Source organism: Streptomyces sp. NPDC058371 (assembly GCF_042723265.1).
In the GTDB taxonomy this organism is placed as follows: Bacteria; Actinomycetota; Actinomycetes; order Streptomycetales; family Streptomycetaceae; genus Streptomyces.
In genome coordinates, this window is the sequence record NZ_JBHXJC010000002.1 from 271,484 (window position 1) to 297,505 (window position 26,022).

Sequence of the window (26,022 nt, forward strand, 5' to 3'; positions counted from 1 at the left end):
AGCCGGGTACGGCGACCTGCCGCCCGGTGTCGCGGGGGGGGCGGCCGCTCCGCCCGGCGACCAGGACTCAGGCGTACGCGTCTCCCGTCCCGGCCCTCTCGACCAGCGAGGCCGGCGGGGCGAAACGGTCGCCGTAACGGTCCGCGAGTTGGCGCGCCCGGTCCACGAAGCCGGCGAGGCCGCCCTCGTACTGGTTGATGTACTGGATGACACCGCCGGTCCAGCCCGGGAATCCGATCCCGAAGATCGACCCGATGTTCGCCTCGGGGACGGAGCGCAGTACGCCCTCGTCGAAGCAGCGGACCGTGTCGATGGCCTCGGCGAAGAGCATCCGCTCCTTCATGTCCTCGAAGGGGATCTCGTGGCCCGGCTTGGTGAAGTGCTCGGTCAGGCCGGGCCACAGGCCGGTCCGCCTGCCGTCCTCGTAGGCGTAGAACCCGGCTCCGCTGGAGCGGCCCCTGCGGTCGAAGTCGTCGATCATCCGGTCGACGACCGCCTCACTGCCGTGCGTGGTCCACGTGCCGCCTTCGGCCACGACGGCGTCGGCGGTCTCCTGGCGGATCTTGCGCGGCAGGGTCAGGGTCAGTTCGTCCATCAGCTGCAGGGCGGGGGCCGGATAGCCCGCCTGGAGCGCGGCCTGCTCGATGGAGGCGGGGTGGATGCCCTCGCCGACCATGGCCACGGCCTCGTCCAGGAACTTGCCGATCACCCGGCTGGTGAAGAAGCCGCGGCTGTCGTTGACGACGATCGGCGTCTTGTTGATCTGCCGGGCGACGTCGAGGGCCCGGGCCAGCGCGGCGTCGGAGGTCTTCTCGCCGACGACGATCTCCAGCAGGGGCATCTTGTCGACCGGGGAGAAGAAGTGCAGGCCGATGAAGTTCTCCTGGTCCTTCACCCCTTCGGCGAGCTGGGTGATGGGCAGGGTCGAGGTGTTGGAGCCGAGCAGGGCTCCGGGCTCGATGACGTCCTCGATCTCCTGGAAGACCTTCTTCTTCAACTCGGGGCTCTCGAAGACCGCTTCGACGACCAGATCGCAGCCGCGCAGATCCTCGGGCTGTGCGCTCGGCCTGATCCGGTCGAGCACCTCGTCGGCCTGCTCGCGAGCCGTCCTCCCGCGGCCGACGGCCTTGTCGAACAGGGCGGCCGAGTAGGCCTTGCCCTTCTCCGCCGCCTCCAGGGAGACGTCCTTGAGGACCACCTCCATGCCGCCTCGGGCGCAGACGTAGGCGATGCCCGCGCCCATCATCCCGGCGCCGAGCACGCCGACCTTCGTCGCCCGCCAGGTGTCGTGGCCCGCGGGCCGGCTGCCGCCGTTGTCGATGTGCTGGAGGTCGAAGAAGAAGGCCTGGGTCATGTTCTTCGAGATCTGACCGGTGACCAGCTGGACGAAGTAGCGGCCCTCGATGAGGAACGCGGTCTCCAGGTCGACCTGGGCGCCTTCGACCGCCGCCGCCATGATGCTGCGCGGTGCCGGATAGTCGGCACCCTTCAGCTGCTTGCGCAGGTTGGCGGGGAAGGCCGGGAGGCCGGCGGCGAACTTCGGGGTCGCCGGAGTACCGCCGGGGATCCGGTAGCCCTTGGTGTCCCAGGGCTGGACGGCATCGGGGTGTTCGGCGATCCAGGCCTTCGCGCGAGCGATCAACTCCTCGCGGGTGTCGACGACTTCGTGCAGCAGCCCGAGGTCCAGGGCTGTCCGCACCTTGTGCCGCTGCCCTTGGAGCAGCACGTTGAGCAGCGCGTCGGTGATGCCGAGCAGCCGTACGGTGCGTACGACACCGCCCGCTCCGGGCAGCAGGCCGAGGCTGACCTCGGGCAGGCCGATCTGCGAGCCCTTGGCGTCCAGGGCGATGCGGTGGTGGCAGGAGAGGGCGATCTCCAGGCCGCCGCCGAGCGCGGCCCCGTTGATGGCGGCGACGACGGGCCTGCCGAGGGTCTCCAGCCTGCGGAGCAGGGACTTGATGTGGGTGGAGAAGGCCAGCGAGTCCGCCGCGTCCTCGGGACCTGCCTTGATGAGCTCGGTCAGGTCGCCGCCGGCGAAGAAGGTCTTCTTCGCCGAGGTGATCACCACACCGGTGAGGGAGTCCTTCTCGCTCTCGAGGCGGTCCACGACCCTGACCAGGTCGACGAGGAATGCCCGGTTCATCGTGTTGGCCGATTGCCCGGGGGCGTCCATCGTGAGGACGACGACGCCGTCCGCGTCCTGTTCCCAGCGGAAGTGGTTCTGGTTGGTCATTGCTGATGTCTCTCGTCTCGTCGGTCGCGGGTCTCGCCGCGACGGGCGGCGCTGTGCCAGTCGTATCGAGGGGCCGGAAGCACTCAGAGGCGCTCGACGACGGTGGCGATGCCCATGCCGCCGCCGACGCACAAGGTGAGCAGTCCGTAGCGCTGCCCGCGCCGTTCCAGTTCGTCGACCACGGTGCCGACGAGCATCGCGCCCGTCGCGCCCAGCGGGTGGCCGAGAGCGATGGCTCCGCCATTGACGTTGATCTTGTCCAGGGAGACGCCCAGGTCCTTGGCGAAGCGCAGCACCACCGCGGCGAAGGCCTCGTTGACCTCGATCAGGTCGATGTCGTCGATGGTCAGACCGGCCTTGGCCAGCGCCTTGCGGGTGGCGGGCACGGGGCCGGTCAGCATGATCGTCGGGTCGGAGCCGGACAGGGCCGTCGACACGATGCGCGCGCGGGGCGTGAGTCCTGCCGCGCTGCCCGCCTGTTCACTGCCGATGAGGACCAGCGCCGCGCCGTCGACGATGCCGGAGGAGTTGCCGGCGTGGTGCACGTGGTCGATCTTCTCCACCCAGTGGTACTTCTGCAGCGCCACCGCGTTGAAGCCGCCGGCCTCGCCCATCGCCTCGAACGACGGATTCAGCGCGGCGAGCCCCTCCAACGTGGTGTCGGGACGCAGGAATTCGTCCCGGTCGAGGACCGTCAGGCCGTTCACGTCCCGCACCGGCACGACCGAGTTCTTGAAACGCCCCTCCGCCTGCGCCGCCGCGGCCCGCTCCTGCGAGCGCAGCGCGTAGCGGTCGACGTCCTCCCGGGAGAAGCCCTCGATGGTGGCGATCAGGTCGGCGCTGACGCCCTGGGGGACGAAGTAGGTGTCGTACGAGGTCGCCGGGTCCAGCGGCCAGGCGCCGCCGTCGGAACCGAGGGGCACCCGGGACATGGACTCGACGCCGCCGGCGAGCACCAGGTCCTCGGAGCCCGAACGCACCTTCTGCGCGGCGAGGTTCACGGCCTCCAGGCCGGAGGCGCAGAACCGGTTGACCTGCAGACCCGCCGTGGTGTCGGGCAGCCCCGCCGCCAACGCGGCCGTCTTGGCGATGTCGCAGCCCTGGTCGCCCACGGGGCTGACGACACCCAGGACGATGTCCTCGATCAACTCCGGGTCCAGGGCGGGGTTGCGCCGCCGTATCTCGTCGATGAGACCCACGACCAGCGATATGGGTTTGATCCCGTGCAGGGAGCCGGTCTTCCTGCCCCGGCCCCGGGGCGTACGGATCGCGTCGTAAACGAAGGCTTCAGTAGTCAAGGTAGAGGGTCCTCTCTCAACGGGCAGGCCCGTTCACGGCCTCCGGCCCGCCCTTGCGCCAGGCCTCAGCGACCTGTCCTCCGCTCAACCTGGACGATTTAATTGTCGCCTGTCAAGGGGGTGGAGCCGAGTTATTGACGCTCCGCCAACAAGGATCCGAGCGTACGCTGCCTAAAATGGCGCGCCGCACCGGAGCCCGCCCCGTCGGCACCCGAGGCAGTGAGGACTGACATGAGCGCTGAGCCGCGACTGAGGCAGAGGCTCGAGCCGGACGTGCGCAGGGCGCAGATCATGGCGGTGGCCCGCCGGCTGTTCGGCGAGCACTCCTACGACGCCGTGTCCACCACGGACATCGCGCGGGAGGCCGAGGTCGCGCGCGGGCTGGTCAACCACTACTTCGAAAGCAAGCGGGGCCTGTACCTGGCCGTCATCCGCCAGATGGTGACGGCGCCGGCCCCGGTCGCCGACAATCTGCCCAACTCCACGGTGGAGCGGCGCATCACCATCATCATCGACCGCTGGCTCGACGTGGTGGAGCGCAATGCCCCGATGTGGCTGACCGCCATCGGCAGCGACGCCGTCGGCCGGGACTCCGAGATCGACGAGATCCTCTTCGAGGGCGATGAAATCGCCACGGACTGGGTGCTCGAGGCCGCCCGTCTCACCGACGCGGTCGAGGGGCGCGAGGAGCTCAGGGCGGTGGTCCGGTCCTTCGGCAGCATGGTGCGGGCGGCTTCCAGGGAGTGGCTGGCCCGCGGGACGCTGACGCGCAGCGACCTGCACGTCCTGCTCACCGACACGCTCCTGCACCTGCTCCAGGTCACCTTCCCGGCGCTGCACACCTCCCGCGAGCAGCCTTGAGCACCAGCGCCAAGGCACCCTGAATCCGGCCCCCTGGCGCACCCTCCTCGGCACCCGCCGCCGAGCACTATTGACACTCCGCCAATAGCTTGTCCATGCTGTGAGCTATCAGCATGCGGAGGAGCGCCATGGAGTACACCCAGATCGGCTACGGAGTGAGTGAGCGCATCGCAACGGTGACGCTCGACCGGCCCGAGGCCCGCAACGGCTACACGATCACCATGGCCGACGAGGCGGCCCACGCGCTCCGGGCCGCGGGCGCCGACGACGACGTACGCGTCATCGTCCTCACCGGCGCGGGTGACGACTTCTGCGTCGGAGCCGACCTGAGCGGCGGAAGCCTCGGCGTCACGGAGACCGACGACCCCTCGGCCACGTCGACCTGGACCGAGCCCGCGACCCGGGTCACCCGGCTGCTCTACCGCAGCGACAAGCCGGTCATCGCCGCGATCCGCGGTGCCGCGGTCGGCGTCGGCTCCACGATGATCCTGCCGGCCGACTACCGGATCGCCGCGGCCGACAGCAGGTTCGGCTTCGTCTTCTCCCGCCGCGGCATCTATCCCGAGGGCGGATCCACCTGGTTCCTGCCCCGGCTCGTCGGCATGGGCCGGGCACTGGACTGGATGCTCAGCGGCCGGCTGATCCCGGCCGCCGAGGCCCTCGAAGCCGGGCTCGTGACCGCCGTACACCCGTCCGACGAAGTCCTCGACAAGGCGTACGACCTCGCCCGCGAGCTCATCGCCAAGACGGCCCCGGTGTCGGCCGCCGTCATCCGCCAGACCCTCTACCGGATGAGCGCCCTGGACTCCCCCGAGCCCGCCTTCGCCCTGGACTCACAGCTCATCGCGAGCTGCGCGCACAGCGCCGACGCGGTGGAGGGTGTGCTGTCCTTCCTGGAGCGCCGCCCGCCCGCGTTCAAGGGTCAAGTCACCACGGATCAACCGGACTTCCTGCCCTGGCGCAGCGCCACCGGCACGCGTACCGAATCACCGGAGGAAGCATGACCGCCGCACGCCCCCGCTGGAGCGACGATGAACTCGAAGCGGCGCGGGACCTGGCGCGCACCTACTTCGAGAAGGAGGTCGCGCCCAACGAGGAGAAGCACGCGGCCCAGGGACATCCGGACAAGTCCCTGTACGCCCGCGCGGGAACGCTGGGCCTGCTCGGCATGTCCGTCCCCGAGGTGTACGGCGGTGGCGGCGGCTCCTTCGCGCATCTGGCCATGCTGATCCAGGAGCAGATTCGCAGCGGCGCCGGAAGCATGGGTTTCGCCGTCAGCGAGGGCATCGTCGCGCACTATCTGCTCGCCTACGCCACCGAGGAGCAGAAGCAGCGCTGGCTGCCGAAGATGTGCAGTGGCGAGTGGGTGGGGTCGATCGCCATGACCGAGCCGGGCACCGGCTCCGACCTGCAGGCGATCGCCACCCGGGCGGAACGGGTGGGCGACGAGTACGTCGTCTCCGGCGCCAAGACCTTCATCTCCAACGGCCACCTGTGCGACCTGTTGATCATCGCCGCCAAGACGGACCCCTCACAGGGCGCCGCCGGCGTCTCCCTGCTGGTCGCCGAGGTCGGTGACGACACCCCGGGCTTCACCCGCGGCCGGATCCTGAAGAAGGTCGGCCAGAAGGGCCAGGACACCACCGAGCTGTTCTTCGACGAGCTGCGCATCCCCGCGGACCAGGTACTGGGCGGCCAAGAGGGCCTCGGCTTCTACCAGTTGATGGAACAGCTGCCCCAGGAGCGCCTGATCACCGCGGTCATCGCGCAGGCGCTCACCGAGCGGGCCGTGGCGGTCACCGTCGACTACACCAAGGAACGCCAGGCCTTCGGACGCCCCCTGTTCGGTCTGCAGAACACCCGCTTCGAGCTCGCCGAGTGCGCCACCATCTCCCGTGTCAACGGCGTCTTCCTGGACGACTGCATCGAACGTCACCTGCGTGGCGAACTGGACGCCACCACCGCGTCCATGGCCAAATACTGGATCACCGACCGCACCGGCGAGGTCGTGGACCGTTGCCAGCAGCTCTTCGGCGGATACGGGTACTGCCTGGAGTACCCCATCGCCGTGATGTACGCGGACAACCGGGTCCTTCGCATCCTGGCCGGGGCGAATGAGGTGATGAAGGAACTCATCGCCCGGTCACTCTGATCCGAGAAGGGACGGCAGCCACCCGTGGACACCGAAACGGCCACTTTGGAGCAACTGGCCGGCCAACTCAAGGCGTTCGACCTCTCCGTGCACGATCACATCGCCGAAGTGATCCTGCTCGGACCGGGCCCACGCAACGCGATGGGGATCGACTTCTGGCACGAACTCCCCCGGATCTTTGCGGCGTTGGACTCCGCTCCCCAGGTCCGGGCCGTCGTGCTGCGAGGCAGCGGCGCGGACTTCAGCTCCGGTCTCGACCTGCGCGAGATGATGCCGCTGTGGGCCGACGCCCTGAGCCCCGGAGCCCAGGCGGGTCCACGGACGCAGTTCATGCGCGAGATCCAGCGGCTCCAGGCGGCGGTCACCTCGGTCGCTTTCTGCCGCAAGCCGGTGGTGGCCGCGGTTGCGGGCTGGTGCGTGGGCGGCGGCGTGGACCTGATCAGCGCGGCGGACGTACGCCTCGCCAGTGCCGATGCCAGGTTCAGCATCCGCGAGGTACGGCTGGCGATCGTCGCCGATGTCGGCAGCCTGCACCGCCTCTCCGGCCTGGTCGGCGAGGGTCACCTGCGTGAACTCTCCCTGACGGGACGGGATTTCGATGCGCACGAGGCCGAAAGGATCGGGCTCGTCAGCCGAGTCCACCCCGACCGGGATGCCCTGCTCTCCGCTGCGCACGGGGTGGCCGCCGAGATCGCGGCCAATCCTCCCCTGGCCGTTCAGGGCACCAAACAGATCCTCAACGAGGACCGCGAGGACCGCATCGCCAGGGGCCTGCGTCATGTCGCCGCCTGGAACGCCGCTTTCCTGCCCAGCGAAGACCTGACCGAGGCCATGAACGCCTTCGTGGAACGCCGCCCGGGTCGCTACGGGGGCAGGTGACCGGCACCCGCCCCGTTGCGCGTCCTGGTCATCAACTCCTGTGGCCCTGGACATCGCTCCCGCTGATCGGGGTGCTCCCCGGCACGTCGGCGACGCCCCTCAGTCGCATCAGCGGGTCTTTCCGAAGTACATGAGCTCCCACAGGGCGTCGTCGGTGTGGCTGTCCACCAACGTGGCGCCCTGGTAGTGCTCGATGCGCAGTTCGCCGCCGAAGCGAAGGTACGCACCGTCGAATCCGGCGAGCTTGGCGAGGGCCTTCTTGGGCCCCTTCATCTCGTCGGCGAGGTGTGTGGCCATCAGGTCCCTGTGGCGGGTGAACGTGACGACGTACCGCTCCTCGCCGTCGGTGCAGGTGTAGCGGGTGACGTTGCCGACCGGCTTGCCGGTCTCCTTGTCGGTGTACGGGCCGAGTGCCTCGAAGGTCACCTTGCTGTTGTCGTCGGCGACGAGCCGGCCGTCGCGGGCCAGCATGAACACCGGCAGCTCGGCGTACCCGTAGGCCTTCTCGGCGGTGATGTAGGAGGCGATCACCGAGTAGGGGCCGGCTGCGCCACGGGCCCAGTACCAGTGGTGCATGAGCTTGAACATCGGGGCGTTGCCCCAGTTGTGGTCGTGGTACCCGACACCGGTCGTCGTGCTGCTCTGCCCGTTGACGCTGTAGGTCACCTCGACCTTTCCCTGGGGTACTGACGGCAGCCAGGCGAAGTACTCACCCTGCTCGCCGAAGTACCAGAACCCGGTCTCGGGTCGCCACGCGGGGACCTCGCCGGTCAGGGTGAGGTCAATGTCGACGCCTTCGACCCGGGTACGAATGGTGTAGGTGTGCAGGTCGCCGGCGAAGAGGTTGTCGCCGATGCGGACGTCGCAGATGTCGGTGGCGGCGGAGAACGTCGTGGCGTCCTGTTCGGCCATCTTGCTGATCTGAGTGCCGTCGGGGAGCGTCAGATCGATGCGGATGAGCGGGCTCAGCGGCCTGCCGAGGTCGGCGAAGTCCTTGGTGTGGAAGACGACGACCAGCTTGGCGCCGTCGTCCAGGTGGGCGTCGAAGTACCACCATTCGTAGGTGCCCGGCCCGCCGTCGGTACGCAGACCGTCTTCCCACGGCTTGACCGTACGAGGCTCCAGGCCGAGCCGGTCGTAGTCGTCAGGGGTGTGCGCCAGACGGGAGGGGACGGTGCCGGTGCTCGTGCGGGCCATGGATCACGCTCTTTCCTCGCGACACCGTTAATGACCGGGTGTCTAATTGCGTCGAATCCAGAATGCACCCTTTGCCCGGTTCAGGCAAAGGGTTCCACCACTCAAGGCATCCTGCCGCACACCTCGGCCGCCGCATCGGCGCAGACCGGAGAGCAGAGGCCACGAAATAGGCAGCTGTAAAATTTGTTACCTGCGCACGGAGAAGGGACCGGCATGAGCCAGCAAGCGGCGCCGCGCGGCCGGGGACGCCCCCGCGCAGGCGAGGAGCTCGACGACGAACCCCTGCTGCAGGCCGCCTTGGACGCCTTCGCGGAAGCGGGTTACGACGGAATGTCCGTCCGTGCCCTCAGCCGCCGCCTGGGTATCAGCCACGCCCTGCTCACGGCCCGCTTCGGCTCCAAGCAGGACCTGTGGTTCGCCGCCATGGAGCACGCCTGCACCCAGGCGGAACAGGTCTGGCGACAGGTCACCGAGACACCCGCCGGGGATGATCTGGAGGCACTGCGCCAGGGCCTCGTCCGTCAGGTGCTGTTCGCGGCCGCCCACCCCCAGGTGCTGCGCATCATGAACCACGAAGGAGCCATCGACAGTCCGCGCATCCGCTTCGTCGTCGACCGCTTCATCAACCCGCTGCGGCCGGGCGTCGAACGCCTCCTCGACCGCCTCGTGGCAGCCGGGCGCATCCGCTCCGTGCCCTACACCACGCTGCACTACCTGATCACCAACGGTGGCGGGGCCCAGTTCGCGCACCCCGTCGAAGCCGCGCTCCTCGGTGCCCCTACGGCCCCGCCCTCGGCCCAGCTACAAGCTCACGCCGAAACCGTCGCCGATGTCCTCATCGCAGGCATCGTCACCTCGCCCGGCGGGTCCGACCGCACACCGGCATGAGCGACACCGGGGAGGCGGTCCCACCGGCCGGCAGCGGCACCCGTCGTTCGGTCCCGGCCGGCCACTACCGGATTTCGCGTTCGCCGATTCTCTCCGCCCGGGCCGACTCGGCGTCCTCGCGTCATGCCCCGCCGGAGCCCCGCGCCGGCCGCCTCGCCGCGCGAGGGCGGTACTCCACGATGACCAGCGCCAACGACACGTACCGCTCGACGAGTTCGTCCACGTCCACCGGGCCGTCCGCCCGGTACCACTGGGCGATGGCGTTGCACATGGCGATCACCGCACGACGGGCATCGTCAGGGTACGGAGTGAGGAAGATGCCTTCGGCGACCCCGCCCTCGATGACCTCGCGGTACTGCTGCGAAGCGCGTTCCTCGTTCTTGCGGTAACGCTCGATGTGCTCGGGTTCCAGGCTTCGTCCCTCGCTCAGGACGATGGTGCTCTGGACGGGGTGGTTCGTGCGGAACCGTACGGTCGCGGAGACGAGAGCCTCCAGCCGTTCCGCCGGGTCGTCCCCGACGTCCACCAAAGCCGCGTCACAGGCGTCGAAGTAGGCATCGAGCCCCTCGTCGAGAATCGCGACGAGCAGCTCCTGCTTGCCCTTGTAGTAGTAGTACAGGGCCGAGAGGCTCACCCCTGCCCGCTGGGCGATGTCACGGATCGACGTCGCCCCGTACCCCTGCTCGGAGAACTCCTTGCGAGCTGCCTCGATGATGGCTTTCTGGCCTGCGGGTCGAGCGGGCACGGGTTCTCCAATCTCCGGCATGGTCCCGGCTCCAGCGAACTGAGCGATCATTCGAACAGCGCCGCCATGTCCCCCGATGCTACAGCGGCACCACCAGCGGCAATACACCGAACGATCAACCACGTACCGACACCTCCGCGCGCCCGCACCGGCCTTGGCCCACGCCTGCCGCACGCGACGACAGTGACCTGTACCGCAAAGACCTTGTGGGCCCAGCCTCCCTTAGCTAACGTTCGTTCAATTCCTGGCGCGCCAACGAACCGGAGCCCCCGCGTGACCCCTGGGCTCCACACCGCACGAAGGGTCCCCCATGAGTGAGCAGCCCGGCGAGCCGAGCACACCCGGCCGCTACGAGCAGATCACGTACGCCGTCACCGACCGCGTCGCCACTGTCACTCTCAACCGGCCCACGGCCCGCAACGGTTACACACTGCGGATGGCCGAGGAGATCTCTTCGGCGCTGCGTGCCGCCGAGGCCGACTCGGCCGTACGCGTGATCGTGCTGACGGGTGCGGGACGGGACTTCTGCGTCGGCGCCGACCTCGCGGGCGCCGGGGGCGCGGAGGGACAGGAGCGGGGCTTCGCGTCGAGCGCCGACGCCCGGACGCTCGCCGAGGTCGCGGCGGGAACGTACCAGGAGCCGGCAGGTCTGGTCACCCGGGAGATGTACGCGATGAACAAGCCGGTGATCGCGGCTGTGCGCGGCGCGGCCGTCGGGGTCGGCTCGACCATGCTGCTGCCCGCCGACTACCGGCTTGCCTCCGTCGACTGCCGGTTCGGCTTCCCCTTCAGCCGTCGTGGCATCGTGCCGGAGGGAGCGTCGGTCTGGTTCCTGCCGAGGCTGGTGGGCACGGGCACGGCCTTGGACTGGCTGGTGTCGGGGCGCCTCGTCGCCGCGGACGAGGCGTTGCGGGCGGGACTCGTCAACAGCCTGCACGAACCCGACAAGGTGCTGGAGGCCGCGTACGACCTCGCCGCCGAGTTGGTCGCACACACCGCCCCGGTGTCCGTCGCGATCATCCGGCAGATGGTGTACCGCATGGCGTGGGCGGATTCTCCCGAGCAGACGCACCGGCTCGACTCACGGCTGGTCTTCGACACGGCGCGCGGGGCGGACGCCGTGGAAGGCGTGAAGTCGTTCTTCGAGCGCAGAGAGCCCCACTTCCCCGGGCGGGTGCCGGAGGACCTGCCGGACTACCTGCCCTGGTGCGCCGTCGAGCAGGCACGCGACTGAGGGATCCGGTGCGCGCCGGTCGCCCCGCGGACGCAAACCCCGGCGGCACGGGCCGTGGCGCGCGCCGGCGCGCCGCGGCCGCAAACCCCCGGTGGCGCGGGGGCGCATGCCCGCGGGCCGGGCTCCACTCGGTGCAGGGCGGCGCGACCGTGCCGGCCGCCGCCCGCCCCGTCGTGTCGGCGGTCGTCAGCTCGTGCCGGAGTCCCCGCCTGTCAGGCCCTGCTTCAACACGTGCTTGAGGACCTTTCCGCTGGGATTGCGCGGCAGGTCGTCGACGAAGTGGATGATGCGGGGTCGCTTGTACGAGGCGATCCTGGCCCGGGTGAAGTCGATCAGCTCGCCCTCGCTGGTGTGACGGGCGTCGGCGTTCAGGACGACCGCGGCGGTGACCGCTTCGCCCCACTGCTCGTCGGGCGTGCCGAAGACGGCGACCTCACTGACGGCCGGGTGCTCGGCGAGCGCCGACTCCACCTCGATGGGGTACACGTTCTCACCCCCGGTGATCACCATGTCCTTGATCCGGTCGGTGATGAACAGGTAGCCCTCCTCGTCGAGATACCCGGCGTCCCCGGTGCGCAGCCGGCCTTCCCGGGTGAACAGCCTCGCGTTCTCCTCGGGCCGCTTCCAGTAGCCGGGGGTGACGTGGTGGGAGCGGGTCAGGATCTCTCCCACAGTGCCGTTCGGGACGGGCTTCCCCGTGATCAGGTCGGCGATGACGACCTCGGCGCCGGGGCACGCGTTGCCGGCCGAGCGCAGCAGATGCGCGCGCGGGCCGTCGGGGTCGTGGTCGGCGGGCAGCAGCCGGGTGACGGATCCGGTCGTCTCCGTCTGCCCGTACCTTTGACAGAAGTCGCAGCCGAAGACCTCCATGGAGCGCCGCAGCAGGCTGGGGGTGATCGGTGAGGCTCCGTACACGATCAACTGCAGTGCGGAGAAGTCCCGTTCACGGATGTCGGGCAGCTGCGTGAGCAGCTGCAGCACCGCGGGAACGAAGAGGACGTGCGTGACGCGCTCGCTCTCCAGCACGTCGACGACGCGTCGGGGCACCAGGTCGGGCAGCGTCACCGTATGGGCGCCGGCGCTCAGCGCGCTGGCGAGCCACCCGGTGCCCGCGATGTGGAAGACGGGCAGCACGTTCAGTGAAACGCTGCCCTCGCTCCAGCCCGCCTCCGCGGTCTCGGTCTCGCCTGCGTGCACGTTCGCGAGAGTCATCTGAACACCCTTGGGCAGACCGGTGGTTCCCGAGGTGTAGAGCTGAAGGAAGACCGTGTCCGCGTCGGCCTCGCCGCCACGCCCCGGGTCGCCGTCCGGTGCCGCCTCCAGCCAGGACTCGTACGCGTACGCGCCGGGTGCGGGTTCTCCGGCGGTGACCAACGGCAGTTTCGGCATCGCGGCACGCGCTCCGGCCTGGAACTCCTCCTGCGCGATGACCATCCGGAGCTCGGCGTCGAGCGCGACGGCGCGGAGCTCGGGTTCCGCCAGCCGCCAGTTCAACGGGGTCGCGACCAGTCCGGACTTGGCGCAGGCCAGCAACAGCTCCGCCGACATCCGGCCCGGGCGCACCAGGAATCCCACCCGGGCCCCGGCCTCCAGGCCCTCGGCGAGCAGAGCCTGAGCGATCTTGTTGCTCCGGGCGTCCAGTGCCGCGTAGGACAGCGTCTGCCCGGCCTCGGTGATGGCCGGTGCATCCGGTCGCAGCACCGCGTGACGGCGAACAGAGTCGGGCAGCAACGGACCCATGAGGTTCCTCCAACATCCGGCTTCGGCAAAGGTCTTGGGGTGGGGAGCTTCTGGGCAGGTGCGCTGCTGGATGCACGCGGCAGCTGACACCGGATGACGGACGGCACGGACAGCACACTGGGGTTTCTGTCGGCGACACCTCTGCAGGGCGCATGTCCGAGGGCCGTCCCTGACCCGCCGACATGACCGGGTGGTCATGCGGTCATCCATGACGACGGAATCGAGAATTGTCGGCACGGGTCCCCCTGTCAATGGGTTGAACGAACGTTCTGAATGAGCGGGGTAGGCCGGGGTGGATCTGCGGGAACAGCTTGCGGAGCAAACGGCCGAGGAACGGCCCGCCTCGGCAGCGACCTGCACTCCAACACATACGCAAGGCACGAAATCACCGCCGACAACTCATCCGATGCGTCTTGGGGTCACGACTTCCGCTCCCCCACCGGCTCTGAACTCTCAGCCTCCTACTCGAACGATCGATAAGCTATATTTACCGAACGAATGCGCAGGCCGTCGCCCGGACCGGGGCCGGCATGCGGTGCGACCGTGTGAGGAGCAGGCCATCATCAGCGAGAACACCTGGGGAACAGGCACCGGGCTCGATCGGGTCCGCGCGGTCGCCGAAGCTCCTCACGCCCTCTACGCCCATCTCGGCCTTGAGTTCTCCGCGGTCGAGAAAGGGCGGGTCAAGCTGATCTGGACGCCCACCGACGCCGTACGCAACCCTGCCGGGGTCGTGCACGGCGGCTACATCGCCACCACGTTCGACGAGGTGTGCGGCGTCACGGCCATCAGCATCAGCAACCCCTGCACTCCGTATCTGACGATGAGTCTGAACGTGGACTACCTGCGGCCCTTGTGGCTGGGTGAGCCCTACTCGGCCGTCGGTCGCGTACAGCAGAGCGGGGCCACACGCACTCTCGTCCGCGCGGAGATCACCGACGCAGCGGGCCGGCTGTGCGCCCAGGCGACCTGCGCGTTCACTCCGAACCGCAGGCTCCTGGAGCACACCGCGCAGGCGGCCGCCGCCGAATAGCCGCGGAAAGGGCGGACCTTGTCCGGTCCGCCCCGCCGTGCCCCGGTGGATCAGAGCAGTTCGAGGATCGTCGCGTTGGCCATGCCGCCGCCCTCGCACATCGACTGCAGGCCGTAGCGGATGCCGTGGTCCTTCATGTGATGCACCAGGGTCGTCATCAGCCGGGCGCCGGACGCCCCGAGCGGGTGTCCCAGAGCCATCGCCCCACCGTTGGGGTTCATCCGTTCGTAGTCGGCGCCGGTCTGCCGCTGCCAGCCGAGCGACACCGAGGCGAACGCCTCGTTGATCTCGTACGCGCCGATGTCGCCGATGGTCAGCCCTGACCGCTCGAAGGCCTTCCGCGTTGCCGGGATCGGGCCCTTGAGCATCGTGATCGGGTCGACGCCGGTGACAACGCCCGTGTGGAAGCGGGCTATTGGCGTCCAGCCGTTGCGAACCGCGATCTCGCTGGTCGTGATGAGCAACGCGGAGGCACCGTCGGAGATCTGGGAGGAGTTGCCGGCGGAGATGACCCCGTTCTCCCGGAACGGGGTCCTGAGACTTCCCAACGCCTCCAGGGTGCCGCCGCGGCGGACGCCCTCGTCGGTGTCGAGGACGCGCTCGCCACCACCCGTGTCGGTGACGGTCACCGGCGCGATCTGCGCCTTGAAGCGGCCCTCGTCGATCGCACGGGCTGCGCGGGCGTGCGAGTCGAGGGCGTGCTGGTCCAGTTCCTCGCGGGTGAGCCCGAACTCTTCGGCGATCATCTCGGCGCCGATTCCCTGGTTGAACCGGTAGTTGTCGTAGCGTTCGGCGACCAGCGGGCCGTAGGGCGTGCCGAACTGGCCGCCCGCGCCACTGGCTCCCATCGGTATGCGCGACATCATCTCGACGCCGCCCGCGACAGCGATGTCGTACTGCCCTGCGATGATGCCGGCGGCTGCCTGGTGCACGGCCTGCTGCGAGGAGCCGCACTGGCGGTCGATGGTCAGGCCCGGCACGCTCTCCGGCCAGCCCGCGGCGAGGACCGCGTACCGGCCGACGCCCGCCGCCTGCTCGCCGACCTGGGACACGCAGCCCCAGATGACGTCGTCGACGGTGGCCGGGGCGAGGTCGTTGCGCTCGGCGAGGGCCTTGAGGACATGGGCGGACAGGTCCACGGGGTGGATACCGGAAAGGGCGCCGCCAGGCTTGCCCTTGCCGACCGGTGTACGTACGGCGTCGACGATGACTGCGTCACGCATCAGAACTCCTGCTGGTACGAGGTGACATGGCGGAGGAAGACCGGCGCGGCCTACTTCGGGGCCATCCGGATGGAGCCGTCCAGGCGGATGGTCTCGCCGTTCAGCATGGGGTTGGTGATGATCGCCTCGGCGAGCTGTGCGTACTCGACCGGCCGGCCCAGCCGGCTGGGGTGCGGGACCTGCGCGCCCAGCGAATCGCGGGCCGCCTGCGGCAGTTGGCCGAGGAGCGGGGTCTCGAACAGGCCCGGCGCGATGGTCATCACGCGGATGTTCGCCTTCGCGAGGTCGCGGGCGACGGGGAGGGTCATGCCGACGATGCCGGCCTTCGAGGCGGAGTACGAGCACTGTCCGATCTGGCCGTCGAAGGCCGCCACCGAGGCGGTGTTGATGATGACACCGCGGTCGCCGTCGAGAGGCTCGTTGCCGGTCATCTCCTGGGCGGCCAGGCGGATCACGTTGAACGTGCCGATCAGATTGACCTCGACGATCCTGCGGAACCTGTCGAGGGGGTAAGGGCCGTCCTTGCCCGCGGTGCGCTGGGCGTCGCCGATGCCGGCGCAGTTGACGGTGATGCGCAGCGGGCCGAGTGCGACGGCGGCACGGACCGCGGCCGTGACCTCGCTCTCGCTGGTGACGTCGCCCGGGACGAAGGTGGCGCCGGTCTCCTTGGCGACGGCCTCGCCGTCGGAGGACGGCAGATCGAAGATGACGACGTGCGCCCCGCTTGCCGCCAGGCGCTCGGCGGTCGCCCGGCCGAGACCCGAGGCGCCTCCGGTGATCAGGGCGGAGGAGCTGTTGTTGATCCGCATGGAAATCCCTCTTCTGGGGTCTGGGAGTTGCCGGAGTCTCAGAGGCCGAGCGACCTGGCGATGACGATCTTCATGACCTCGCTGGTCCCGCCGTAGATGCGGGCGACGCGGGCGTCCGCGTACAGGCGGGCTATCGGGTACTCGGTGATGTAGCCGTAACCGCCGTGCAGCTGAAGGCACTTGTCGATCACGCGGTCCGCGACCTCGGTGCAGAACAGCTTCGCCTTCGCGGCGTCCGCGATGGTGAGCTCACCGGCGTCGTGGAGGTCCAGCGCGCGGTCGGCGAAGAGACGGGCCGCCTCGGCCTCGGTGGCGCACTCCGCGAGCACGAACTTGGTGTTCTGGAAGGAGGCGACCGGCCGGCCGAAGACCGTGCGGTCCTTGACGTACTCGGTGGCGTGCCGCAACGCGGCCTCGGCTGCGGCGGCACTGCCCAGCGCGATGGCCAGGCGTTCCTGCGCGAGGTTGCGGGAGAGGTAGGAGAACGCCTTGCCCTCCTCGCCGAGCAGGTTCTCGGCAGGCACCTTGACATCGCTGAACGACAGTTCGGCGGTATCCGTCGTCTTCAGGCCGATCTTGTCCAGCTTGCGACCGACCGCGAAGCCCTCCGAGGCGGTCTCCACACACAGGATGGACAGCCCCGCCCGGCGGTCCTGCGGGTCGAACGGTGCGGTGCGCACGACGACCAGGACCAGGTCGGCGAGGACACCACCGGTGATGAAGGTCTTGGCGCCGTTGACAACGTAGTGCCTGCCGTCCTCGGTGAGCTGTGCGCGACTGCTGATGTTCGCGAGGTCCGAGCCGGTGCTCGGCTCGGTCATCGCGATGGCCGTCATGATGTCGCCGCGCACGAATCCGGGCAGCCAGCGCTCCTTCTGCTCCTGGGTGGCGTACGCCATCAGGTACGGAAGGATCAGGTTCGAGTGCACCGCGTAGCCCCCGAAGGAGACGCCGGCGCGGGTCACTTCCTCCGTCACCACGGCCTGGTACTTGAAACTGGTCTCGCCCGCGCCGCCGAACTCCTCCGGCACCTCGATCCCGAGCACGCCCAGTGTGCCGAGCTTGCGGTAGAAGTCACGCGGAGGGTGCCCCACTTGCTCCCACTCGTGGTGGACGGGCACGACCTCCTTCTCGATGAAGTCCCGCAGCGTCGCGCGGAACGCCTCGTGATCCTCGTTGAACACCGTACGGCGCACGGCAGCCTCTTCTCGTTCTTGCTGGATCTGCTCCGCCTGCTGTGGCCTGCGTCGCAGCGTCTTTGTCGAACGATCGTTAAGGTAGTTCGCAGCGCAGGACCTGTCCACGTTCAGAACGGGTGACCTGCTTCACGCGGGCCCGTGCCGGCCCGCACCCCGAAAGGACCTCCTCTCCATGACCGGAGCACACTCCCCCCTGGCCGGGCGCACGGTGTTGATGTCGGGCGGCAGTCGCGGCATCGGACTGGCCATCGCACTGCGGGCCGCCCGCGACGGCGCGAACATCGCTCTGCTCGCCAAGACCGGCACGCCCGATCCCAGGCTGCCCGGCACCGTGCACACCGCTGTCGACGAGATGGAGGCGGCAGGAGGCAAGGCGCTGGGGATCGTCGGCGACGTACGCGACGCGGCAGACGTGGAGCGCGCCGTGCGGTCCACCGTGGAGCGATTCGGCGGCATCGACGTGGTCGTCAACAACGCGTCGGCGATCTCGTTGCACAATCCGGGGGCACTGCCCCTCAAGCGCTACGACTTGATGATGGACATCAACGTCCGCGGGACCTTCCTGCTCAGCTCGCTGGCCCTGCCCCACCTGCGCGAGTCCCCGCATGCGCACGTGCTGACGCTGTCACCACCGCTCAACCCCGACCGGCGCTGGCTGCGCGAACACGCTCCCTACACGGTGAGCAAGTACGGAATGACCATGCTGACGCTGGGGATGGCCGAAGAGCACCGGGGCAGCGCCTTCTCCGCGAACTGCCTCTGGCCGGCGACCACGATCGTCACCGCCGCCACGCTCGGCCTCGGCGACGAGGAGGAGACCGTCAGGACCAGCCGCACGCCGCAGATCATGGCGGACGCGGCGTACGAAATCCTCACCCGGCCCGCCGGGCACACCACCGGGCAGACCTTCGTCGACGAGGACATCCTGCGCGAGGCAGGCGTGCGCGACTTCGACGGATACCGGGCGGCCCCGGGGAGCGCGGAGCCGATGCGCAAGGACATCTTCCTCTGATCGGGACAGGCTCCGGGCCGGACCGCGAACCGTCGGCGAGGAGCCGCGCTCATCGGCCGGTCCAGCGCGGCGCTCGCTTCTCCGCGAAGGCGCGGGGCCCTTCCTTGGCGTCCTCGGAGGCGAAGACGGGGCCCGTGATCGCCTGCATCCGCTCCCAGGCCTGGTCGGCGGGCCACTTCGACGCCTCGGCGATGACCTGCTTGGTCACCCGCACGGCGAGTGGCCCGTTCACGGAGATCGTCCGGGCGAGCTCCAGGGCTCCTTCCAGCGCGCCGCCCTTCTCGGTGATCCGATTGACGAGGCCGTAGGTGCGGGCGGTCTGCGCATCGAGGAAGTCACCGGTCAGCGCGATCTCCATGGCGATCGCGTAGGGGATGCGCTGCGGCAGCCGCAGCAGTCCCCCGGCCGCGGCGACGAGCCCGCGCCTTACCTCGGGGATGCCGAACCTGGCGTCCTGAGCCGCGACGGCCATGTCGCAGGCGAGCATGAGCTCGCAACCGCCGGCGAGTGCGTAGCCCTCCACTGCCGCGATCATCGGCTTGAGCGGCGGGGCTTCGGTCATCCCGGCGAGACCGCGGCCCTCGATCGACGGATTCTCACCCGCGAGGAACGCCTTGAGGTCCATCCCCGAGCAGAAGCTGCCGCCCGCACCCGTGATCACGCCGACGACCTGATCGTCCCGGCGGTCCATCTCGTCGAGCGCCGCGGCGACACCCTCGGCCACCGCACGGTTGATGGCGTTGCGGGCCTCGGGCCGGTTGATGGTGATGACGGTCGTGCCGTCTTCGTGGAACTCGACGAGTACTGCGTCGGACATGCTGGCTCCCGGTTCTGGAGGGGTTGACGCCGATGGCGTGACGGTCGGCTGCCGACCTCGTGGCGTCCGCCACCTAGTCACGTGGTCGAACATTCGTTAAGTTACGAGCCGCGGTCTCCGCCTGTCCAGCCTCCGCGGGCCGCAGCCGCACACTTCACGCGTCGCCGACACGGATGCGCCTCGTGGCCCAGCCACGAACTCGCAGCAGAGCACGGCCCGTACGCCCTGCCGCCCCGCGACCGCCGCAGCCCGGCGCGAAGTGTGATCTGCACCGACTCCCTTCAGCCACCGAGGAGTACTTGTGCGCCGCCTTTCCCCCGTAGCGCTTTCATGTCTGGGCGCAGGTGTGTTCCTGCTCGTCCTCGCGCCGTTGCTCGCCTGGTACGTGACCCCGCTCGCCGAGGTCACCCCCCTCGACATCGACGAGACCTCCATGGTGTCCGGCACCGGTGACTACTTCGACCTGGAACGGGGGGCCGTACAGCACCACCAGAAGATCACGGTCACCCGGCACATCCGCGGAAACGTCGCTGCCGGCAGCGACGACACAGCCGTGTGGGACATGTCCACCACCATCGACACTCCGCGCACCCTCAAGCTCGGTGACCCACGCCGCTCCTTCTCCTGGACGGTCGAGCGCTGGGTCAGCGACCGCCACACGGCAGAGCCCGTCCACTGCTGCGGCGAGTCCACCACCAGCAAGAACGGGCAGCTCATGGGCGGGCAGTACGAGGGAGAGGGATATCTGAAGTTCCCCTTCCACGTCCAGCCACGCAGTTATCGATGGTGGGACGCCTCCCTCCAGGGCGCCTACTCCCTGCACTACGCCGGATCGGCCGAGGTCAACGGCTACCCGGGACTGAAGTTCACCGGCCGCATCCCGCCCACCAAGATCGACTCCCGGTTCGTTCCGGGCGCCCTGGTCGGTATGCCCCGTACTCCGCAGGTCAAGGCAGATGTCTACTACGGCAACACCGACATCGAGTACGTCGTCGACCAGCGCACCGGGCGCCTCCTGTCCGTCAAGAGCTCACCCCGTCAGACGTTGCGCCGCCCCGGCGCCACCACCGACGCCCTCGTCCTCCTCGCCGTCCCGGACGGTCTGACGATGGGCCCGGCCGACCAGGCCGCCAACGTGGCCGATGCCCGACGCGACAACACCCGCCTGCGCCTGCTGGGAACCACCGTCCCCGTCACTGCCGCGGCGGCTGGACTGCTCCTGGCGGCGGTCGGAGCCCTCCGGTTGGCCCGTCCCAGCGGCCGCGGACGCCGCCAAGAGGCCACCGCTGCCGCCTGAACCAGGGGCTCGGCACACCGGCACCGCGCTCGTGCGGTGACCCGCGATCGAGGTGCGCACCGCCGTGATCGGTGCACTTCGACGCTCCCGGATCCGAGGCCGACCGGATCGCTGGCAAAATGGCCATCATGTCAACCACCTCGGCGGGATCCGGGCGCGGGCGTCCACCCGACCCCGATCTCCAGGCCAGGGTCTTCGCCGCGACGCTGGACCTGTACGCCGAGGTCGGCTGGGCCCGGTTCAGCCTCGATGTCCTGGCCCGCCGGGCGCGGGTGGGCAAGGCGGCCCTCTACAGCCGATGGGGCAGCAAAGAGAAGCTGATCGTGGACGCCCTTGCCCACCGCGGCGAGAGCAAACCGGCCGTGGTGGACACCGGATCGCTGCGTTCGGACCTGGTGGCCATGGCGCGCCTCATCCTCGAAGACCTGCTGGGCCACGACGGCCTGGTGGTCCTGCGCGCCCAGGTCGAGGCCAAGGTCTACCCCGACCTGTTCGGCCGCGAAATGGAGCGGGTGAACCGCTGGCGCGCCGCGGTCGGCCGATCCATCGTGCTGCGAGCGATCGACCGCGGCGAACTCCCACGAGCGACTTCACCTGCCCTGATCCTCGACGCGGTGGCGGGCATCCTCACCAACCACGTCCTGTCGACGCCTGCCGACAGACTGGTGGACCTCGTCAGCACCAGCGATGCCTACACCGAACACATCGTTGACTTCGTCCTGGCCGCCGTCCACTGCGGACCGGTCAGCCCGCATCCCCACGACGCCGCCGCCGAAAGCACCGTCCTCTGACGCCGGGTGACGACGCGTGCAGGTCCGGCTTTGCGCACGGGCCCAACGGATGCCCTTCTGCCGGTAGTTGAGGTTGCCGTCCCGTCCGTCCCCAGCGCGCCCGGCGTGCGGCTCATTCCCGTCGGCAACTCGTCGGCGCCGCACGGAGGATGCGTCAGCGCAGGACGGCAGATGCGCCGGGGCCGACCGTCCGTGGGCTGTTCGAGGCTCGCCGGTCGGTCCGACCGCGTCGTGCCCGGAGTCTTGCCTTGATCGGGTCTTGTCTCTAGCGTGCCTACTTATCGGACGTTCAACGTCTGAAAGATCCCCGGTCGCACCCGTCCCCGTTTCCCGGGGCGGGCGATCAGTGAGGAGTGCACCTTGCAGCACACGTATGAGTCGCTGTTCATCGGCGGCCGGTGGCGTAAGCCCGTCGGCGCCGGGCGGATCGAGGCGACCTCGGCCTGCACCGAGGAGTCCCTCGGCAGCGTCCCGGAGGCCGCGGATGGCGACATCGACCTCGCGGTGGCCGCGGCGCGCGAGGCGTTCGACGACCCGGCCGGGTGGGCGAGTTGGAGCCATGCCCGGCGCGGGGAGGCGCTGGAGCGGTTCGCGGCGGCGCTGGCGAAGCGCGGTGAGCAGTTCGCCCAGCTGGTCAGCGGCCAGAACGGGATGCCCATCAGCATCGGCCGGATGACCGAGGCGCTGGCGGGGCAGATGCTCGTGCCCCTGTTCGCCGGACTGGCCCGGAGTACGGAGGCCGAGGAGACCCGGGCATCCCTGGTCGGTGGCAGCACGGTCGTCCGACGGGAGCCGGTCGGTGTGGTGGCCGCGATCGTGCCGTGGAACTTCCCGCAGTCACTGACGTTCTTCAAACTCGCACCGGCCCTGGCCGCCGGATGCACCGTGATCCTCAAGCCCGCGCCGGAGACGGTCCTGGACGCGTTCCTGCTCGCCGAGGCGGTGGAGGAGGCCGAACTGCCGCCAGGCGTGGTCAACATCGTGCCGGCCGGCCGGGAGGCCGGGGCCTGTCTGGTCCGGCATCCCGGAGTGGACAAGGTCGCGTTCACCGGGTCGACCGACGCCGGGCGGAAGGTCGCCGCGGAGTGCGGGCGGCTGCTGCGGCCGGTGACCCTGGAGCTCGGCGGCAAGTCCGCGGCCATCGTCCTGGACGACGCCGACCTCGCCGGACAGCTTCCCGCGTTCTTCTCCGCGACGCTGCTCAACAACGGCCAGACCTGCTATCTCGGCACCCGGATCCTCGCGCCGCGCAGTCAATACAACGCGGTCGTCGACGTGTTGACGGGATTGGCGTCCTCCCTCCGGGTCGGTGACCCGCTGGACGAGGCCACCCAGATCGGCCCGTTGGTGTCGCGCCGGCAACGCGACCGGGTCGAGGGGTACATCGCCAAGGGCCTCGCCGAAGGAGCCAGGCTCACCACCGGCGGTGGCCGGCCCGCTGACCGGGACCGCGGCTGGTTCGTCCAGCCGACGATCTTCGCCGACGTGGACAACTCCGCGACCATCGCCCGCGAGGAGATCTTCGGGCCCGTCCTTTCGGTGATCGCGTACGACGATGTCGACCAGGCGGTGGCGATCGCCAACGACTCGGACTACGGCCTCGGCGGGAGCGTATGGACCGCCGATCCCGACCGCGGCCTGGCCGTCGCCCGCCGGATCCGGACGGGCAGCATCGGTGTCAACGGCTACACGCTGGACCCGGGTTCGCCGTTCGGGGGTGTCAAGGCCAGCGGCCTGGGCCGTGAACTCGGCCCCGAAGGCCTGGCCGCCTTCCAGCAGTTCAAGTCGATCTATCTCCCCTAGCGCGAGGAGTTCCTCATGCATCTTGGGCAGATCGCAGCCCAGTACCCGGACAGGCCTGCGGTGATCATGACCGGTTCGGGTCGGACGCTCACCTTCGCCGAACTGGACGCGGCGTCGAACCGGCTCGCGCACGTCCTGTACGAAGCCGGCCTGCGCCCCGGGGACCACCTCGCGTTCATGCTGGAGAACCGGCGGGAGTTCCTGGCCATCGCGTGGGCGGCGCAGCGCTCGGGTCTGTACTACACCGCGATCAGCCCGAAGCTGCAGGCCGACGAGAGCGCCTACATCGTCGACGACTGCGGGGCGCAGGCCTTCATCGCCTCCGCGGCAGTGGCGGACATCGCGGTGCGGCTGTCGGTCCGCACTCCGCGGGTCCGTCTGCGGCTCATGCTCGACGCGGTGGCCGAGGGGTTCGACTCGTACGAGGCCGTGACCGCCGCCTCCCCCGTCACGCCCTTGCCGCAGGAGGCGGAGGGCGTGGACATGCTGTACTCCTCGGGCACCACCGGCCGGCCCAAAGGCGTCAAGCCGCCGCTGCCGTCGGCCCCGATGGGTACCCCCGACTCGCTCAACAAGCTGGTGTCAGTGCTGTTCCCGCCGGAGGACGACTCGGTCTATCTGTCCCCGGCGCCGCTCTACCACGCCGCGCCACTGCGGTACTGCCTGACGATGCAGCGGTTCGGCATGCCGGTGGTGGTCATGGAAGCGTTCGACGCCGAGCAGGCGCTGGCCGCGATCGAGAGGTACCGGATCACGCACAGCCAGTGGGTGCCGACGATGTTCATCCGGCTGCTGAGACTGCCCTCCGAGGTCCGAGCCCGCTACGACCTGACGTCCCTGCGGTACGCCGTGCACGCGGCCGCACCCTGTCCGGTGCCGGTCAAGGAGCGGATGATCGAGTGGTGGGGGCCGGTGCTGCACGAGTACTACTCCGGCACGGAAGCGGCCTGCTTCACCTACGTCGACTCCCCCGACTGGCTGACCCACAAGGGCACCGTGGGCCGCTCGCTGGTCGGCCGGCCCCATGTCTGCGACGAGACGGGCGAGGAGCTGCCGCCCGGCGAGGTCGGGACCTTGTACTTCTCCGACGGACCGCCGTTCGAGTACCACGGGGACCCGGCGAAGACCGCCGCCGCCCTCGACCCGAAGGGACGCGGCTGGGTCACCCTCGGCGACGTCGGTTACCTGGACGAGGAGGGTTTCCTGTACCTCACCGACCGGCTCTCGCACATGATCATCAGCGGCGGCGTGAACATCTATCCGCAGGAGGCCGAGAACCTCCTCGCCCTGCACCCCAAGGTCCTCGACGTCGCGGTCATCGGCGTGCCCGACCCCGAAATGGGTGAGCAGGTCAAAGCGGTCGTACAGCCGGTGTCGATGGACGACGCGGGGCCGGCGCTCGCCGCCGAGCTCATCGCCTCCTGCCGCGAACATCTGGCCCACTACAAATGCCCCCGGTCGGTCGACTTCCGTGCCGACCTGCCACGCCATCCCACTGGAAAGCTCCTCAAGCGGATGCTCCGCGACGAGTACGCCAAGAACGAGCAGGAGACCCCCCGATGACGATGACGACGACCGAAGCGGGCCTGGCCCTCGCCGACCCGTCCGCCTACGCGGACGAGGCCCGACTCCACGAGGCGCTCGCGCTGCTGCGCCGTGAGTCCCCGGTGCACCGGGTCGAGGCAGCCGGGTACGGTCCGTTCTGGGCCATCACCCGGCACGCCGACATCATGGAGATCGAGCGGAACCACACGCTGTTCGTCAACGCTCCCCGGTCGCTGCTGCAGACCGCCGAGTTGGACGCACTGCACAAGCAACGCGAAGCCGAGGGAATCGCCTTACGCACCCTCATCCACATGGACGACCCGCAGCACCGGGTGGTCCGGGCGATCGGCGCCGACTGGTTCCGGCCCAAGGCGATGCGCGCGATGCAGGAACGGGTGAACGAGCTGGCCCGGAACTATGTGGAGCGGATGGCCGGCCTGGCCGGCGAGTGCGACTTCGTCCAGCAGGTCTCCGTCCACTACCCGCTGTATGTGATCCTCTCGCTGCTCGGACTGCCCGAGTCGGACTTCCCGCGGCTGCTCCAGCTCACTCAGGAACTGTTCGGGGGCGACGACACCGAAATGCGGCGCGGCGCCGACGCGGACGACGCCATGGCGACGCTGCTCGACTTCTTCGCCTACTTCCAGGACCTCACCACCGCGCGCCGGGCCACCCCCACCGATGACCTGGCCTCGGCGATCGCCAACGCCCGGATCGACGGCGAGCACCTGTCGGACTTCGACACCCTCTCGTACTACGTCATCGTCGCCACCGCCGGGCACGACACCACCAGCTCCACCATCTCCGGCGGTCTGCACGCTCTCATCCAACACCCCGACGAACTGGCCAGGTTGCGGAACGATCCGGCCCTGCTGCCGACGGCTGTCGACGAGATGATCCGCTGGGTCACGCCCGTCAAGGAGTTCATGCGCACCGCTACTGCCGATACCAAGATCGGCGGAGTGACCATCCGGCAGGGCGAGTCGATGCTTCTCTCCTATCCCTCCGCCAACCGCGACGAGGATGTCTTCGACGAGCCCTTCCGCTTCGACGTCGGCCGCGACCCGAACAAGCACCTCGCCTTCGGTTTCGGCGTCCACTACTGTCTCGGCGCCGCACTCGCCCGCATCGAGATCCGCTCCCTGTTCGCCGAGCTGCTGCCCCGGCTGGAGTCCGTCGAACTCGCGGGCCGGCCGGAGTCGGTGGCCACCACCTTTGTCGGCGGCCTCAAGCGCCTGCCCATCCGCTACACCCTGAAGGGCTGAT

Annotated in this window: 22 protein-coding genes; 13 read left to right on the plus strand and 9 right to left on the minus strand. The window is 69.3% G+C overall.

Translation table 11 applies throughout. From position 1 onward, the window contains the following. Positions 1-67: 67 nt before the first annotated feature. Both ACFWM2_RS08750 and ACFWM2_RS08755 read right to left on the minus strand, forming a co-directional pair. Positions 68-2,233, minus strand: coding sequence for a 3-hydroxyacyl-CoA dehydrogenase NAD-binding domain-containing protein (locus ACFWM2_RS08750; RefSeq protein WP_383274896.1), 2,166 nt, complete (start codon positions 2,231-2,233; stop codon positions 68-70). A gap of 83 nt (positions 2,234-2,316) precedes the next feature. Beyond that, the gene (locus tag ACFWM2_RS08755; protein ID WP_383274899.1) at positions 2,317-3,531 is read right to left on the minus strand and encodes an acetyl-CoA C-acetyltransferase; all 1,215 of its coding nucleotides are present in this window, start codon (positions 3,529-3,531) and stop codon (positions 2,317-2,319) included. A gap of 231 nt (positions 3,532-3,762) precedes the next feature. On the opposite strand from ACFWM2_RS08755, the gene ACFWM2_RS08760 reads away from it, so the two are divergent. The 4 genes from ACFWM2_RS08760 (at position 3,763) to ACFWM2_RS08775 (ending at position 7,423) form a co-directional block, all read left to right on the plus strand. Then, positions 3,763-4,392 (plus strand): TetR/AcrR family transcriptional regulator, encoded by a 630-nt coding sequence (locus ACFWM2_RS08760; RefSeq protein ID WP_383274902.1) that lies wholly within the window; start codon positions 3,763-3,765, stop codon positions 4,390-4,392. Between the two features lie 128 nt (positions 4,393-4,520). Next, positions 4,521-5,396 (plus strand): enoyl-CoA hydratase-related protein, encoded by an 876-nt coding sequence (locus tag ACFWM2_RS08765; RefSeq protein ID WP_383274905.1) that lies wholly within the window; start codon positions 4,521-4,523, stop codon positions 5,394-5,396. Then, positions 5,393-6,544: an acyl-CoA dehydrogenase family protein gene (locus ACFWM2_RS08770; RefSeq protein WP_383274908.1), complete on the plus strand. Its 1,152-nt coding sequence runs from the start codon at positions 5,393-5,395 to the stop codon at positions 6,542-6,544. Before ACFWM2_RS08765 ends, ACFWM2_RS08770 begins: the two co-directional genes overlap by 4 nt. A gap of 24 nt (positions 6,545-6,568) precedes the next feature. Then, positions 6,569-7,423: a crotonase/enoyl-CoA hydratase family protein gene (locus tag ACFWM2_RS08775; protein ID WP_383274911.1), complete on the plus strand. Its 855-nt coding sequence runs from the start codon at positions 6,569-6,571 to the stop codon at positions 7,421-7,423. Between the two features lie 108 nt (positions 7,424-7,531). On the opposite strand, the gene ACFWM2_RS08780 is transcribed toward ACFWM2_RS08775, so the two are convergent. Next, a complete protein-coding gene (locus ACFWM2_RS08780; protein ID WP_383274914.1) occupies positions 7,532-8,620 on the minus strand; it encodes a lipocalin-like domain-containing protein in 1,089 nt (362 codons plus the stop codon). Positions 8,621-8,833: 213 nt separating this feature from the next. On the opposite strand from ACFWM2_RS08780, the gene ACFWM2_RS08785 reads away from it, so the two are divergent. Beyond that, on the plus strand, positions 8,834-9,508 hold the full coding sequence (locus tag ACFWM2_RS08785) for a TetR/AcrR family transcriptional regulator (protein WP_383274917.1): 675 nt from the start codon (positions 8,834-8,836) through the stop codon (positions 9,506-9,508). A gap of 121 nt (positions 9,509-9,629) precedes the next feature. Here the strand turns inward: ACFWM2_RS08785 and ACFWM2_RS08790 are convergent, their stop codons facing one another. Then, a complete protein-coding gene (locus ACFWM2_RS08790; RefSeq protein ID WP_383274920.1) occupies positions 9,630-10,253 on the minus strand; it encodes a TetR/AcrR family transcriptional regulator in 624 nt (207 codons plus the stop codon). A gap of 310 nt (positions 10,254-10,563) precedes the next feature. On the opposite strand from ACFWM2_RS08790, the gene ACFWM2_RS08795 reads away from it, so the two are divergent. Then, positions 10,564-11,487: an enoyl-CoA hydratase-related protein gene (locus tag ACFWM2_RS08795; protein WP_383274923.1), complete on the plus strand. Its 924-nt coding sequence runs from the start codon at positions 10,564-10,566 to the stop codon at positions 11,485-11,487. Between the two features lie 186 nt (positions 11,488-11,673). On the opposite strand, the gene ACFWM2_RS08800 is transcribed toward ACFWM2_RS08795, so the two are convergent. Next, positions 11,674-13,227, minus strand: coding sequence for a long-chain-fatty-acid--CoA ligase (locus ACFWM2_RS08800; RefSeq protein WP_383274925.1), 1,554 nt, complete (start codon positions 13,225-13,227; stop codon positions 11,674-11,676). Positions 13,228-13,762: 535 nt separating this feature from the next. Here ACFWM2_RS08800 and ACFWM2_RS08805 point away from each other — a divergent pair. Next, positions 13,763-14,260 carry a PaaI family thioesterase gene (locus ACFWM2_RS08805; RefSeq protein ID WP_383274927.1) on the plus strand — a complete coding sequence of 166 codons (498 nt, stop codon included), beginning with the start codon at positions 13,763-13,765 and terminating at the stop codon, positions 14,258-14,260. A gap of 50 nt (positions 14,261-14,310) precedes the next feature. Here the strand turns inward: ACFWM2_RS08805 and ACFWM2_RS08810 are convergent, their stop codons facing one another. Genes ACFWM2_RS08810 through ACFWM2_RS08820 form a run of 3 tightly spaced genes read right to left on the minus strand, consistent with a single transcriptional unit; the run spans position 14,311 to position 17,488 of the window. Next, positions 14,311-15,483, minus strand: a complete 1,173-nt coding sequence (locus ACFWM2_RS08810; protein WP_383274929.1) for a thiolase family protein — start codon at positions 15,481-15,483, stop codon at positions 14,311-14,313. A gap of 50 nt (positions 15,484-15,533) precedes the next feature. Continuing rightward, positions 15,534-16,292, minus strand: a complete 759-nt coding sequence (locus tag ACFWM2_RS08815; RefSeq protein WP_383274932.1) for a 3-hydroxyacyl-CoA dehydrogenase — start codon at positions 16,290-16,292, stop codon at positions 15,534-15,536. A gap of 38 nt (positions 16,293-16,330) precedes the next feature. Then, on the minus strand, positions 16,331-17,488 hold the full coding sequence (locus ACFWM2_RS08820) for an acyl-CoA dehydrogenase family protein (RefSeq protein WP_383274935.1): 1,158 nt from the start codon (positions 17,486-17,488) through the stop codon (positions 16,331-16,333). Between the two features lie 175 nt (positions 17,489-17,663). On the opposite strand from ACFWM2_RS08820, the gene ACFWM2_RS08825 reads away from it, so the two are divergent. Beyond that, positions 17,664-18,503: an SDR family oxidoreductase gene (locus tag ACFWM2_RS08825; protein ID WP_383274938.1), complete on the plus strand. Its 840-nt coding sequence runs from the start codon at positions 17,664-17,666 to the stop codon at positions 18,501-18,503. Between the two features lie 49 nt (positions 18,504-18,552). Here the strand turns inward: ACFWM2_RS08825 and ACFWM2_RS08830 are convergent, their stop codons facing one another. Beyond that, positions 18,553-19,320: a crotonase/enoyl-CoA hydratase family protein gene (locus ACFWM2_RS08830; RefSeq protein ID WP_383274941.1), complete on the minus strand. Its 768-nt coding sequence runs from the start codon at positions 19,318-19,320 to the stop codon at positions 18,553-18,555. A gap of 301 nt (positions 19,321-19,621) precedes the next feature. On the opposite strand from ACFWM2_RS08830, the gene ACFWM2_RS08835 reads away from it, so the two are divergent. The 5 genes from ACFWM2_RS08835 to ACFWM2_RS08855 all read left to right on the plus strand — a co-directional run bounded on the left by ACFWM2_RS08835 (position 19,622) and on the right by ACFWM2_RS08855 (position 26,021). After that, the gene (locus tag ACFWM2_RS08835) at positions 19,622-20,617 is read left to right on the plus strand and encodes a DUF3068 domain-containing protein (protein ID WP_383274943.1); all 996 of its coding nucleotides are present in this window, start codon (positions 19,622-19,624) and stop codon (positions 20,615-20,617) included. Between the two features lie 128 nt (positions 20,618-20,745). Further along, positions 20,746-21,408 (plus strand): TetR/AcrR family transcriptional regulator, encoded by a 663-nt coding sequence (locus ACFWM2_RS08840; RefSeq protein ID WP_383274946.1) that lies wholly within the window; start codon positions 20,746-20,748, stop codon positions 21,406-21,408. 360 nt (positions 21,409-21,768) lie between these two features. Beyond that, a complete protein-coding gene (locus tag ACFWM2_RS08845; protein ID WP_383274949.1) occupies positions 21,769-23,211 on the plus strand; it encodes an aldehyde dehydrogenase in 1,443 nt (480 codons plus the stop codon). Between the two features lie 15 nt (positions 23,212-23,226). Beyond that, positions 23,227-24,774: an AMP-binding protein gene (locus ACFWM2_RS08850; protein WP_383274952.1), complete on the plus strand. Its 1,548-nt coding sequence runs from the start codon at positions 23,227-23,229 to the stop codon at positions 24,772-24,774. Further along, positions 24,771-26,021, plus strand: a complete 1,251-nt coding sequence (locus tag ACFWM2_RS08855) for a cytochrome P450 (protein WP_383274955.1) — start codon at positions 24,771-24,773, stop codon at positions 26,019-26,021. The genes ACFWM2_RS08850 and ACFWM2_RS08855 overlap by 4 nt, the downstream gene beginning before the upstream one ends. The last annotated feature ends 1 nt before the right edge of the window (position 26,022 follow it).